Source organism: Dethiosulfatarculus sandiegensis (genome assembly GCF_000931935.2).
Lineage (GTDB): Bacteria > Desulfobacterota > Desulfarculia > Desulfarculales > Desulfarculaceae > Dethiosulfatarculus > Dethiosulfatarculus sandiegensis.
On the sequence record NZ_AZAC01000048.1, the window covers coordinates 40,762 to 54,450 of the forward strand.

Sequence of the window (13,689 nt, forward strand, 5' to 3'; positions counted from 1 at the left end):
TTAGAAGGAGCGAAAAATGTCCAATGATGCCGATGTTTTTAAGGATATAAGAAAAGACTATCAAAAACAGCTGGCCGAAGTTGATTATAGGCCCCTGGCCCGGGTTCTGGGTATTGAGCCGGATGCAAAAGGGGCCTGGGTGCGGTTTTTCGGCCAAAAATACCATGTTTCAGACCAAGGAGTGTTTGATCAAGACGGGAACGAGCCCTGGCACGGGGTGAGTGTCATTCTGTTTAAGTATATTCTGTTGGCCAAAGGCTCCAATGGAGAGAGGCCTTCCTTGCCGACGGAGTTTGACTGGGTTTCCTATCGCGAATTTCCGGACGCAGCGCCCTATAACCAGGGCTTCAAGGACACGGTGGAGAACAACCTGGTTAAATATTTTTCCGGTGACCCAAAAGGGCTGGAGGCCTTTTGCCAAATGTGGGAGGGGCGAGACCCTGAGATGGGCCTTTCCTATCAACTGGTCCGCAAGTTCGATGCCTTGCCCAAGTTGCCGCTTTTGTTGCTTTTTAATGACGCAGATGATGAGTTTCCAGCCCAGGCCAGCCTTTTGTTCCCGGATTATGCGGCTGATTACCTGGATATGGAATGCCTGGCCATACTGGGACAGTCCATGTTGCTGGGCTGGAAAAAACAGCATGAAAGAGCCTGACCAAGGTCTTGACTTGTGTAGTTTGTGAATTAACTTTTGTAATACAGGATAAGTTAACCGGAACTTTTGCCTGTGGTTTTTTGTGCGCCTTGCCTGGGACAAGTAACTGGCTTGGGAAGAGGCTTTTTGGAAACACAAGTCAAGCGGAGGTTGGGTCATGCCGATCTTTGAATTTAAATGTTCTGCTTGTGGCCATGAGTTTGAGATTTTGGTCATGAAGTCTGATGAAAAAGTGAACTGTCCCAAGTGCCAGTCCGACAAGGTGGAGAAAAAACTTTCTTCTTTTGCCACCCAGGGGCTTGGCTCTTTGGACTCCCTTTCTTCCGGCTCTTCGGGATGCGGCTCTTCCGGAGGTTTTTCCTGAGCTGGATAATCCTGAGCGCAACGTTGTTGCGCTGGGTCAAGGCAAGGGGCCCCAAGGTTTAATTAAATCCTTGGGGCCCTTTGTTTTTAGTCTTTGAAAATAGGCTTTCTCTTTTCAAAAAAAGCGGTTATGCCTTCCTTGAAATCTGGTTGGTCTGCCTGATGTTCAATGGTTTTCCGCTCGTCTTCCAGCCTTTCGGCCAAATCGCCCAAGTTCGCCTGGTTTAAAAGCCTCTTGGTCTGAGCAAGGGCCTCGGCAGGCCCCTGGGCCAGTTTTTGAGCCAGGGCCAGGGCCGTTTCCAAAACCTTATCCGGCTTTGCGGTCTGATTGATCACACCCAGTTCAAGGGCTTTGGCGGCATTCATGGGCTTGCCCAGCAAAAAGAACTCACTGGCCTTTTTAAGGCCGATCAGGCGGGTGATAAAGGTGGAAGTCCCGCCGTCCGGGGTAAGGGCAATGCGTACATAGCCGGGATCAAAGACGGAGTTTTCCGCCGCCACCACCAGATCACAGGCCAGGGCCCATCCTATGCCCCCGCCTGCGGCCACTCCGGTCATGGCGCAGACCACGGGTTTGGGCAACTTTCGCAAGGCCAGGATGCTTTGGTTAAGAAGCACCGCCACTTCCCGGAAAAAATTGCTGGGCCTGATTCCCTGGGACAGGCCTTGGGCCATGAGGCGTACATTGCCGCCCGCGCTAAAGGCCTTGCCTTTTCCTGTGAGCACCAATGCCCTGATTTTTTGAGATTTTTCGGCCATGTCCAGGGCCTTGATCAACTCAGAGCCGGATTCCACATCAAGTGGGTTCAACAGGTCGGGGCGGTTGAAGGTGATAATGCGCACCGCTCCCTGGTCGCTTGTGAGCAAGGTCTTGAACTCTTGTGACATTTTGTCTCCTGTTTCTTTGCCAAAGCCTGCCTAGGATAGGCCTGTTTGAGGTCTCAGTCAAGGCTGTATAGGTTGTCTTGACCAAGGGCTGCCCCTCTGATAAGTTGACCATGAACAAATCCTTAGCGAGGTTTCATGACAGCCGACAAAAAATTAACCTTGCAGGGCAGGCGAAATTTCCGCCTGGCCCCGCTCGAGCTCCTGGTGCTCTCCCTTATTGTGGTGGGCATAATATATTTGATGACCATGTGGTTCTCCGGTTCCGGACATACCGCGCCTCAAACGGTTTCTCCCGTGCAGGCCCCGGCCAAGCAACTGGAAAAGACCTTGATGGCCTATGAAAAGGTTCAGGCCCGCCTGGGCGAACTTGAAAAACGGCTTAGCAATATTGACAGCAAGCTGAATAAACTGGCCAAGGCCGAGAATCCCACGACCAAAGACGGAAAGCCCATAAAACTGGACAAGAGCGGTAAATACCTCTCCCGCCGCATGGCCGAGCTGGAGGGCAAGGTTGAAAACCTGGCCAAGGGCAAAGATGCGTCCAAGGATCTGGCTGTGCTTAAAGGGTCTTTGAACAAGCTTCATAAAGACCAGGAAAAGGCGGACAAGGCCTTGCAGGCCAAGCTTGCCAAAATTGAAAAGGCCATGAACAGCCAAGTTATAGCGGCTGAGAACGGCCTGGAAAAACGGCTGGCCAAGCTGGAAAAACAGGCCAAAGAGCAAAAGGCCGGTAATTTTGTAAAGGCTCCCATGCCTGATGACGAAATGATGGCCAGGCTCGAAAAACTGGAAAAGAATCTGGCTGAAACGGGCGGTAAACCAAATGACCTGGAAAAACGCCTTACCGCGCTGGACGGAAAGATGTCCGGCCTGGTCAAGAAGCTGGAGAGCTTGGGCAGCCAAAAGATAGGTGACAAGAAACAGGTTGAGGAAACCCCTGAAGAGGCCAAACCTGTTGAGCCTGAGGCTGAAAAGCCCGTGCCGGTAGAGAAAAAGGCCCAGGCAGAGTCCCCGACCCCGGCCAAGGTGACGCCAAAGATCACCACAGAGCCGCCCAAGCCCCAGGCCAGGGCAGGCACGGGGGCCAGGAAGATTCACACCATTCGAAGAGGTGACACCCTCTTTGCCCTGGCCCGAAAATACAAAGTGACAGTTAACGACCTGAGAAGCTGGAACCCTCAACTGAAAAGACGCCGCTACCTTTGGATTGGCGAAAAGGTGGTTGTTAATCCAGGGAGTTGATTTTGCTCCTGCCTGGAACTTCAAATCTGGATAAAGCCAGGCCCATCTTAAAGGCCCTGGACGGGCTGGCCCGCAAAGAAGGTCAAAGAATTTGGCTGGTGGGCGGAACCCTGCGCGACCTTCTGACTAATACCGAACCTCCCGACTTAGACCTCACTACATCTTCCAATGCAATCTCTTTGGGCAAAAAAGCCGCTCAAAAGCTGAGAGCCCATTTTATTCTTTTAAAAGCTGAATTCGAGACCTGCCGCCTGGTTAAAGACGAAGTGCAGGTGGATATCGCCGGTCTGCGCGCCCCTGACCTGATGGGTGATTTAAGGGCCCGGGATTTTACCGTAAATGCCCTGGCCTGGGATCTGGGCGATTATCTGAGGGGGTGGCCCAATATCATAGACCCCACCGGCGGTCTGGAAGACCTGGAGAACAGGGTCCTGCGCCTGGCCGGGCCCAATGTGCTGGCAGACGATCCCTTAAGGGTGCTGAGGGCCTTTCGCTTTATCGCAACCCTGGGGCTCAGAACCGCGCCCGGGGTGATTTCCGCCCTGGAAAAGGCCGGGCCGGACCTGGCCAAGGTGGCCAGGGAGAGAATCGCCCATGAGTGGCTTTTGGGCATGGCGGGCCGCCAGGTGGACCAGGCAGTGCGCGCCATGCAGGCCAGCGGGGTTCTGACCCTCTTGGTGCCTGATCTGGAGCAGGGCAGGGGGATTGACCAGAATCCTTATCACCACCTGGATGTGCTCGAGCATAACCTGGCCTGTCTGGAAGGGCTGGCCATGATCCAAAAAGAGCCGGAAGAGTTCATGGGCAAACACGGCCAGGCAACCGCCGAGTATCTGGCCCAAAACGACAGACAAAGGGCGCTTTTGTTCACGGCCGCCCTTTTGCACGATATTGGCAAACCCGCCACCAGGAAAGAGACCGGCCCGGGTTGGGCCACTTTTTATTATCACGATAAAGCCGGAGCCAAACTGGCCGCTCCGGCCTGCCGGGCCTTGGGGCTCAGCAAGGCGGACACCGGCTATATCTCCCATATGATCAGCGAGCATATGCGCCCCTTCCAGCTCATGGGCGCGGCATTGAACGGAAAGCTCACCGACAGGGGCATCAGGCGGCTTTTAAGCGCCCTGGGCGATGATCTGCCGGGCCTTTTCGCCCTGGCCATGGCAGACACCATGGCAGGCAAGGGCCCGGAGCGCCCGCCCGAGGCCGAACAAAGGCTCCTGGATCTTTACGACCACACCATAGAGCTGAGGGACAAATACCTGGCACAGGCCCTGGCCGCCCCGCCCTTGGTAAACGGACATGATGTAATGGATCACCTGGGCATGCCGCCGGGCCGAAAATTGGGCCATATCCTGACCACCCTGCGCGAGGCCCAATTGGACGGTCGGATCAAAACCAAGGACCAAGCCCTTTCCCTGGCCAAAGAGCTTTATGCAAGCAGCCTTGATGTTGACTCGCCCTTAAATGCCTGATAGATTTCTGTGTGGAAGTGGAAAGCTCACTGGTGGGGCTCCCGGACTTCAAATCCGGTGTACCGTCTGAGGAAGGCGGTAGGTGGGTTCGATTCCCATGCACTTCCGCCAAAGTGATAACAAGGGGTTAGCCGAAAGGCTGGCCCCTTTTTTGCTTGTGACTGAAATCTGGTTTCATATTAACTTGTTTAAAATTTCAAAATACCTTTTTGGTAAAAAGTCTCACAACTCGATAGAGTAGAGATAAAAAAACAGCACCGACTTAATGGGTTGCTAATTTAAACCGTTTTGATTAGAGTTTGTTATTCATTTATTAGATTGCGGAAGCAAGTGAGCCCGCTTGCTCTTTATAAGACGACAACCATAATATAACGGCTTGTTTATTAAAGTATATTTTGTACTATTTAGATGAATTTTAAATTTACCGTGTTTAGGTTTAATAAAAAAATAGCGGTTGAGATAGAAAAATATCCAATGGGAATTGCTTGATTTAAGTAAATAGTGGATTTGCAATTTATTGATTTACAAACTAGTCTTTTTAATTTGATTGTTGATCGAATATGGTAGCAAACTCTTTTATGAGTAAAAGGATTGTTGGGAGCGACTTCTGATTATGAATTATGTGATCCACAATGGTATTGTAAATTTTATCTGGGGAATCGCAGACGATGTTCTGCGGGATGTATATGTGCGCGGCAAATACCGCGATGTGATCCTGCCCATGACCGTTATACGGCGTTTAGACGCTATTTTGGAGCCCAGCAAGCAGGCCGTGTTACAAATGAAAGAACAACTGGACGCGGCTGGCATTGTCAACCAGCATGCTGCACTTTGTCAGGCAGCTAAAGAGGCCTTTTATAACGATTCTCCCTATACTTTGGGTGACTTGAAATCGCGGGCCAAGTTGCAACAACTCAAAGCCGACTTCGAAGCCTACTTGGACGGATTTTCTCCCAATGTCCAGGAAATTCTGGACAAGTTCAAATTTCGCAATCAGATTCCCACACTCATTGAAGCTGATATTCTTGGCGATCTGATTGAAAAATACCTGGATAAAAAGATTAACCTTGCTCCTAAGCCGGTGCTGGATATGGAAGGAAATGAGCTACTGCCGGCGTTGGATAACCATGCCATGGGCACCATTTTCGAAGAATTGATCAGGCGCTTCAACGAAGAGAACAATGAAGAGGCTGGCGAGCACTTCACACCACGCGATGTGGTCAAACTCATGGCTAACCTCATCTTTCTGCCCATAGCCAATGAAATTGAATCCGGCACCTATCTGGTTTATGACGGCGCCTGCGGAACTGGGGGCATGCTCACGGTGGCGGAGGAACGCCTCAAGGAGTTGGCTAAGGGACTTGGCAAGGAAGTCTCCATTCACTTATTTGGCCAGGAGGTACAGCCGGAGACCTATGCCATTTCCAAGGCCGACTTGCTTTTGAAGGGCGAGGGCGCAGAGGCCGAGAACATGAAATACGGCTCCACCCTCTCCAGCGACGCCTTCCCCTCCCAAGAGTTCGACTTCATGCTCTCCAATCCACCCTACGGCAAAAGTTACAAGATAGATTTGGAACGCCTGGGCGGCAAGAAGCATATGCAGGACCCGCGCTTTCTGCTTCAGCATAATGGCGACCCCGAATACCAGATGATTACCCGTTCCAGCGACGGGCAGCTCATGTTCCTGGTGAACAAGCTCTCCAAAATGAAGCACTCAACCAAGTTGGGCAGCCGTATAGCCGAAGTGCACAACGGCTCATCGCTGTTTACCGGGGACGCAGGCGGTGGTGAAAGCAACATTCGCCGCTGGATTATGGAGAACGACTGGCTAGAGGCCATCATCGCCTTGCCGGAAAACATGTTCTACAACACCGGCATTGCCACTTACATTTGGCTTTTGAGCAACCGCAAGGCGGCCAACCGCAAAGGCAAGGTGCAATTGATCGATGCCACCCAGTGGTATCTGCCCCTGCGCAAAAATCTGGGCAAAAAAAACTGCGAATTCACTGAAGAGCACATCAACAAGATATGCGAGCTGATTCTCACCCCTAAAGAGACCCAGCAGTCCAAGATTTTCCCCAATGAGGCTTTTGGCTATTGGAAGGTGGTGGTGGAGCGCCCCTTACGCCTTGCCGTGGACCTGAGCCCCGCCAGGCTTGATAAATTCGCGGAGGCCTGCGTCAAGGCCAAGGATAAAGGCAGCGCAGGGCTAGCCAAGCGGGTGGCCGGCTCCTTGGGGCCTGGCCCGCACCTGGACTACAACCTGTTCATGGATAGATGCTCGGTATTCGCCAAGCTGGATGCCGTGAAGTTAACAGCCAAACGAAAGACCTGGCTGCGGGACAACCTCTGCGATCACCACGAGCAGGCTGAACCAGTCATCAAAAAAGTGCACAAACCAGGCAAGGTCCAGGCTGACCCGCTGTATGGGCTCTATGACTGCGAGGTGGAGGGCAAGCCCCGTGTGGTTGAATATGAGCCGGACTCCTCCTTGCGCGACACCGAGCAGGTGCCCTTGCTTGAGGAAGGGGGCGTCAAGGCCTTTATCGAACGTGAAGTGCTGCCCTATACCCCTGACGCCTGGGTGGATGACGCCAAGACCAAAATCGGTTACGAGGTCTCCTTCACCCGCCATTTCTACAAGCCTGCTTCCATGCGCACCCTGGAAGAGATCAAGGCCGACATCTATGCCCTGGAGCAGGAAACAGAAGGGCTGCTGGAGCAAATCGTGGGAGAAGCCAACTAATGGGTAAGAAGGAAAACAACGCGTCCGGCGGCGGCGAGATCATTGTCTACCCGGCTGAAGACGGGCGCATCAAGTTGGATGTGCGGCTGCAAGATGAGAACGTTTGGCTTACCCAGCAGCTCATGGCCGAGCTCTTCCAAACCACTCAACAGAACATAAGCCTGCATATTCACAGCGTTTATGATGAAGGTGAACTTGCCCGGGAGGCAACTCACAAGAAATACTTGTCAGTTCGCCAGGAAGGCAACCGTCAGGTACGCCGCAACCTGGACTATTACAACCTGGACATGATCATCTCTGTTGGCTACCGGGTGAAAAGCCCCATCGCCACCCGTTTCCGTATCTGGGCCACCCAGCGCCTGAAGGAATACATCATCAAGGGCTTTGTCATGGATGACGAACGCCTGAAGAACCCTCCTGTGGAGGGCTCGGTTGTTCCCGACTATTTCGACGAGATGCTGGAGCGCATCCGGGATATCCGGGCCAGCGAGCGGCGCATGTATCTGCGGGTCAGGGAAATCTTCGCCATGGCCGGTGACTATGACCCGTCCAGCAGCGAGACCCGCAAGTTCTTCAGCATCATCCAAAACAAGCTGCATTATGCCGCCACCGGAATGACGGCGGCTGAGCTTATCAAATCCCGCGCCGACCATCTGTTGCCCAATATGGGGCTCACAAACTGGAAGAACGATGAAGTACGCAAGGGAGACGTGACCACGGCCAAGAACTATCTCTCTTCAGAGGAAATTGACGAGCTTAACCGCATTGTGGTCATGTGGCTGGACTTTGCCGATGATCAGGCCAGACGCCGCAAGCAGGTATTCATGAAGGACTGGGAGCAGAAGCTGGATGAATTCCTGCGCTTCAACGACCGTGAGGTTCTGCCCAATGCCGGAAAAATGAGCAAAAAGCAAGCCGATGAATATGCAAAAGCCGAATATGACGAGTTCGAAATCCGCCGCAGAGAATACAAGGAGGTAAGGGCGGAAGAGGACTATGTGAAGGAGCTAGAGGAAGCAGTCAAAAGCCTGCCTCCTGGCAAAAAGGGAGGGGAATGATGAATACGGTCCCACCCTTTCCAGAAGGTAGCGTCGAGGGCCTAGCTAAGGTTCTTGGGGAATGTGGCTCTGGTTCGGATATAAGTCGCGTATTGGCCGACCGTGGCCTTGAAGACAATTCTGGTCAGTCAACCAAGTGGCGCAGGCTGTATTGGATTTTCCTACAAGCGCAAAAAGAGCACAGGTGTGCAAATCGCATTTTAGATTTTATTCAGCCTTTTTTAATACCTGCACGATTTGTAGGCCGAAACGAACAATTTGAGGAGCACCGCGTTGAGCTAAACGCTATTTTGGCCTTTTCTGGTCTTGAGTATGGGAAAGATGGCCAATTCAGATCCTGCAAAGCTGCGAATACTCTTGATGAAGCTGAGCAACGGGTTAGCACTATACGCCAAAAGTTTCAAGGTCGCCCAATGCATTCTGAAGTCAGCAAGTATTGCCGCAAGGAACTCATGCAGGACAATTACTTTCATGCGGTTTTTGAAGCAACCAAGGGGCTTGCCGAAAGAATCCGCGAAATATCGGGCGTTGATGCAGACGGAGCCCAATTGATTGATCAGGTGTTTTCTGTGGATAGGCCGATATTGGCTATTAACACCCTCCAAACCGAAACCGAACGATCTGAACATAAAGGCTTTGCCGCATTGTTGAAAGGTTGCTTCGCGGCAGTGCGTAATCCACTGGCGCATCAGCCTAAGATTCTATGGAGCGGTGAAGACGATGCTGCGGATTACCTGACGCTGGTTTCACTACTACATCGAAAGTTGGACAACTGTGTGCACACCGGTCTTGGTAGGGCATCATGAATTTGCTGCCATATCCAAACTACAAATACTCAGGCAAACCCTGGGCCGGTGATATCCCCGAACACTGGGAGTTGTGGCGCAATGGGCGTCTCTTGTCCCAGCGCAACCAAACTGGATACGGCGATCTTCCCATCTTGGAGGTGTCCCTAAGAACCGGAGTGCGCGTGCGGGATATGGACAACATGAAGCGTAAGCAGATGATGTCCGACCGCGAGAAATACAAACGGGCGGCCAAGGGCGACATTGCCTACAACATGATGCGCATGTGGCAGGGGGCGGTGGGTGTGGCGTCGGTTGATGGCCTGGTCAGTCCTGCCTATGTGGTGGCCCGGCCTTTTCCGGAAGTAGATTGCCGTTACTATTCATACCTATTTCGCACTCAGGCTTATATGGACGAAGTGGATGGTTATTCCAGGGGTATCGTCAAAGACCGTAACCGGCTCTATTGGCCTGACTTTAAAAGCATGCCATCCGTTGTGCCTCCATACGAGGAGCAGCGCCAAATCGCAAAATACCTTGATGCCATGGGGTAAAGATACAGCAGTTCATCCGCAACAAGCGGCGGCTTATCGAGCTGCTCAATGAGCAGAAGCAGAACATCATCAACCAGGCCGTGACGCGGGGCATTAACCCTGATGCGCGGCTCAAGCCCAGCGGCGTGGAATGGATCGGGGATATTCCGGAGCATTGGGAGGTTTCAAAGCTTAAACGAGTTGCTCTATTCAATCCGTCTAAATCAGAAACGCGCTTATCCTCTTCTGACAATTGCGAAATTGTTTTCCTGCCAATGGAGAAAATTTCAGTTAGTGGAGAAATTGATAACAGCGAAAAGAGACCTGTCGCTGAAGTTTGGAACGGATTTACCTATTTCAAGCGAGGAGATGTTGTCATAGCCAAAATTACCCCATGCTTTGAAAATGGCAAGGGGGCCTTTCTTGGAGCGCTCGAATCAGAATTTGGCTTTGGCACAACAGAATTGATTGTTCTGCGACCACTTAAGGGCATAGACGGGCAATATCTCAGATTCATCACTTCAACCAACCAATTTTTGCTACTTGGTGAACAGTACATGACCGGTGCTGCTGGACAACAACGAATACCATCTAGCTTTGTTCGAAACTATCAAGTTGCTCTTCCTCCCGCTGAGGAGCAAACGACTATTCTCAATTATATTTCTGAAAGCTCTGCTTCAATTGACCAAGCCATTTCCCGCGCCCAACGCGAGATAGAACTGATCCGCGAATACCGAACCCGCTTGATATCCGATGTGGTCACTGGCAAGCTGGACGTGCGCGGCGTAGAGGTGCCGGACGTTTCCGAAGGCGAATTGTTGGAGGAAGAACAAGATATCGATGAGCCTGTTGATATGATGGATGAGGGGGAAAGCCTGGATGAAGACTACTGACACCAGCGAAAAGGGCCTGGAAACCCTGATTGTCGCCTCTTTGGTGAATGAGGCTGGCTATGTGCAGGGCAACCCGCAGGACTACGACCGCGAGCACGCGGTTGATTTGGCCAAGCTGCTTGAGTTTCTGGAGATCACCCAGCCGGAGACCCTGGAGCAGCTTGGCATAGGCCGGGAAGGCCCCAAACGGACCAAGTTCCTGCATCGGCTACAAGGCGAGATCGCCAAACGCGGCGTGATAGAGGTTCTGCGGGGCGGCATCAAGCACGACTCCGCTTCCATAGACCTTTTCTACGGCACTCCCTCTCCCGGCAACAAGAAGGCCGCCGAGTTTTTTGACAAAAATATCTTCAGCGTTACTCGGCAGATCCACTACAGCCGTAATGAAACCCAGCTATCCCTGGACCTGGCCGTGTTCATCAACGGTCTGCCCATCGCCACCTTTGAGCTGAAAAACAAGCTGACCAAGCAATCGGTGGAAGATGCGGTTCAGCAGTATAAGAACGACCGCGACCCCAAGGAGTTGCTTTTCCAGTTTGGCCGTTGCGCGGTCCACTTCGCGGTGGATGATCACGAAGTACGCATGTGCACCCACCTCAAGGGTAAGCAGTCCTGGTTCCTTCCCTTTAACAAGGGCCACAATGACGGCGCGGGCAACCCACCCAACCCGCACGGATTGGCCACCGATTACCTGTGGAAGACCATCCTCACCAAAGAGCGGCTCACCGATATCCTGGAAAACTACGCTCAGATCGTGGTGGAGAAAGACCCCAAGACCGGCAAGAGGACCTACAAGCAGATATTCCCCCGCTACCATCAACTCAAGGTGGTTCGCATGCTCCTGGCTGATGCCGAGCAAAGCGGCCCCGGCAAGAAGTATCTCATTCAGCATTCGGCGGGCAGTGGTAAAAGCAACTCCATCGCCTGGCTGGCCCATCAGCTCATCGGGCTGGAGAACGGGGGCAGCCCGGTTTTTGATTCCGTCATCGTGGTCACCGACCGGCTGGTGCTGGACAAGCAGATCAAAGACACCATCAAACAGTTTTCCCAAGTCAAGTCCACGGTTGGACACGCCGAGCACTCTGGAGACCTGCGAGGCTTTCTGCAGTCCGGCAAAAAGATCATCATCACCACGGTCTTCAAATTCCCCATCATCCTGGATGACATCGGCAACCAGCATCGGGGCAACAAATTCGCCATACTGATTGACGAGGCCCATTCCAGCCAGGGCGGCCAGACCGCCGGAAAAATGAATATCGCTCTTGCCGAGGTTCAGGAGACTGCCGAAGACGAACAGGAGACCACGGAAGACAAGATCAACAAGATCATGGAAGGGCGAAAAATGCTGTCCAACGCCAGCTATTTCGCCTTTACGGCCACGCCCAAAAATAAAACCCTGGAGATATTCGGCACGGAAGACCCGCAAGCCGACGACAACGTCAAGCATCATCCCTTCCACAGCTACACCATGAAGCAGGCCATCCAGGAGGGATTCATCCTGGATGTGCTGAAGAACTACACCCCAGTGGAAAGCTATTACCGCCTGACCAAGACCGTGGAGGACGACCCCCTATTCGACACCAAGCGGGCTCAGAAAAAGCTTCGGGGCTATGTGGAGGGGCACCAAAAGGCCATAAGCGACAAGACCGAAATCATGGTGGACCATTTCCATGCCCAGGTCATTGGCCATCGCAAAATCGGCGGAATGGCCCGCGCCATGGTAATCACCAGCGGTATCAAGCGGGCTATACAGTATTTCAAGGCTTTCCAAAGCTACTTGAAAACGCGTAAAAGCCCTTATCAGGCCATTGTGGCCTTTTCCGGAAAGCAAGAGTACAACGGGGATAAAGTCACCGAAGCCACCATGAACGGCTTTCCCAGCAATCAGATACCAGAGATGATCCGCAAAGACCCCTACCGTTTCCTGATAGTGGCCGACAAATTCCAAACCGGCTACGATGAGCCGCTTTTGCACACCATGTACGTAGACAAAGCCCTGTCCGGGGTCAAGGCTGTGCAGACCTTGTCGCGCCTGAACCGCGCCCACCCCCAAAAGCGGGACACCTTTGTTTTAGACTTCTACAATGACATCGACACCATCCAGAAGTCCTTTGATCCCTATTACCGCACCACCATTTTAAGCGGCCAAACAGACCCCAACAAACTGCACGACCTGAAGTTTGACTTGGACAATTACCAGGTCTATTCCCAGGAGCAGATTGACGAGTTTGTGGAACTGTACCTGAACGAAGCGGACCGGGACCAGCTCGACATATACTTGGATGCCTGCAAGGATACCTATGAAAACGAGTTGGACGAGGACGGCCAGGTAGACTTCAAGGGTAAGGCCAAGGCTTTTGTTCGCACCTATGGGTTCCTGGCCTCAATCCTTTCTTACACCAATGCGGACTGGGAAAAGCTGTCCATCTTTCTCAATTTCCTCATACCCAAGTTACCGGCACCCAAGACGGATGACCTCTCGGAAGGTATCCTGCAAACCGTGGACATGGACAGCTACCGGGTTGAAGTCCAGGCCAAGCTGGATATTGCACTGGCAGATGAAGACAGCGAAGTCGAACCGGTTCCAACCAGTGGCGGTGGGCGCAAGCCAGAGCCTGAACTGGACCAACTGAGCAATATAATAAAGGCCTTCAACGATCAGTTTGGTAATATCGAATGGAAGGACCACGACAAGATTCAAAAAGTAATAGCCGAAGAACTCCCGGCCAAGGTTGGCGCGGACCCTGCCTACCAAAACGCCATGAAGAACAATGACAAGAAAACTGCCCGCATCGAGCACGATGCCGCACTTCAACGCGAGATGATAAAACTCCTGGCTGACCACACAGAACTGTACAGGCAGTTCAGCGACAACCCGTCGTTTAAAAAATGGCTGAGCGACACAAATTTTGGTGCTACTTATAAGACGCCCGCAGGTGGCGATACTACACATAGCAAACAAGCCTAACTGCCCATTGGGGGGCTGACTAAATGCCTTGGAGTTCTAAACACGTTGATTGGTTCGTTGATACTAGATGTTGTTGTCAAACA

The 13,689-nt window shown here is 52.4% G+C and carries 11 protein-coding genes and 1 tRNA gene; 11 read left to right on the plus strand and 1 reads right to left on the minus strand.

Going from position 1 to position 13,689, the window contains the following annotated elements; all coding sequences use genetic code 11:
• The first annotated feature begins 16 nt into the window (after positions 1–16).
• Positions 17–655, plus strand: a complete 639-nt coding sequence (locus tag X474_RS20905) for a DUF3786 domain-containing protein (protein ID WP_044351774.1) — start codon at positions 17–19, stop codon at positions 653–655.
• Positions 656–812: 157 nt separating this feature from the next.
• Positions 813–1,019, plus strand: coding sequence for an FmdB family zinc ribbon protein (locus X474_RS20910; RefSeq protein WP_044351776.1), 207 nt, complete (start codon positions 813–815; stop codon positions 1,017–1,019).
• A gap of 86 nt (positions 1,020–1,105) precedes the next feature.
• On the opposite strand, the gene X474_RS20915 is transcribed toward X474_RS20910, so the two are convergent.
• Positions 1,106–1,906 carry an enoyl-CoA hydratase/isomerase family protein gene (locus X474_RS20915; protein ID WP_044351777.1) on the minus strand — a complete coding sequence of 267 codons (801 nt, stop codon included), beginning with the start codon at positions 1,904–1,906 and terminating at the stop codon, positions 1,106–1,108.
• A gap of 135 nt (positions 1,907–2,041) precedes the next feature.
• Between X474_RS20915 and X474_RS20920 the strand changes: the two genes are divergently transcribed.
• The 9 genes from X474_RS20920 to X474_RS20960 all read left to right on the plus strand — a co-directional run bounded on the left by X474_RS20920 (position 2,042) and on the right by X474_RS20960 (position 13,606).
• Positions 2,042–3,148, plus strand: a complete 1,107-nt coding sequence (locus X474_RS20920) for a LysM peptidoglycan-binding domain-containing protein (protein ID WP_044351779.1) — start codon at positions 2,042–2,044, stop codon at positions 3,146–3,148.
• 2 nt (positions 3,149–3,150) lie between these two features.
• The gene (locus tag X474_RS20925; protein WP_044351780.1) at positions 3,151–4,623 is read left to right on the plus strand and encodes a CCA tRNA nucleotidyltransferase; all 1,473 of its coding nucleotides are present in this window, start codon (positions 3,151–3,153) and stop codon (positions 4,621–4,623) included.
• Positions 4,624–4,636: 13 nt separating this feature from the next.
• Positions 4,637–4,734, plus strand: a tRNA-Sec gene (locus tag X474_RS20930).
• Positions 4,735–5,236: 502 nt separating this feature from the next.
• Positions 5,237–7,369: a type I restriction-modification system subunit M gene (locus X474_RS20935; RefSeq protein WP_044351781.1), complete on the plus strand. Its 2,133-nt coding sequence runs from the start codon at positions 5,237–5,239 to the stop codon at positions 7,367–7,369.
• Positions 7,369–8,427 (plus strand): virulence RhuM family protein, encoded by a 1,059-nt coding sequence (locus tag X474_RS20940; RefSeq protein ID WP_044351782.1) that lies wholly within the window; start codon positions 7,369–7,371, stop codon positions 8,425–8,427. Before X474_RS20935 ends, X474_RS20940 begins: the two co-directional genes overlap by 1 nt.
• On the plus strand, positions 8,424–9,233 hold the full coding sequence (locus tag X474_RS20945) for a TIGR02391 family protein (protein ID WP_044351784.1): 810 nt from the start codon (positions 8,424–8,426) through the stop codon (positions 9,231–9,233). The genes X474_RS20940 and X474_RS20945 overlap by 4 nt, the downstream gene beginning before the upstream one ends.
• Positions 9,230–9,766, plus strand: coding sequence for a restriction endonuclease subunit S (locus X474_RS26335; protein WP_052515474.1), 537 nt, complete (start codon positions 9,230–9,232; stop codon positions 9,764–9,766). The genes X474_RS20945 and X474_RS26335 overlap by 4 nt, the downstream gene beginning before the upstream one ends.
• A gap of 80 nt (positions 9,767–9,846) precedes the next feature.
• Entirely contained in the window at positions 9,847–10,638 is a 792-nt protein-coding gene (locus tag X474_RS26340) for a restriction endonuclease subunit S (protein ID WP_052515475.1), read from the plus strand.
• Positions 10,625–13,606, plus strand: a complete 2,982-nt coding sequence (locus tag X474_RS20960) for a type I restriction endonuclease subunit R (protein WP_044351785.1) — start codon at positions 10,625–10,627, stop codon at positions 13,604–13,606. The genes X474_RS26340 and X474_RS20960 overlap by 14 nt, the downstream gene beginning before the upstream one ends.
• Positions 13,607–13,689 lie beyond the last annotated feature (83 nt).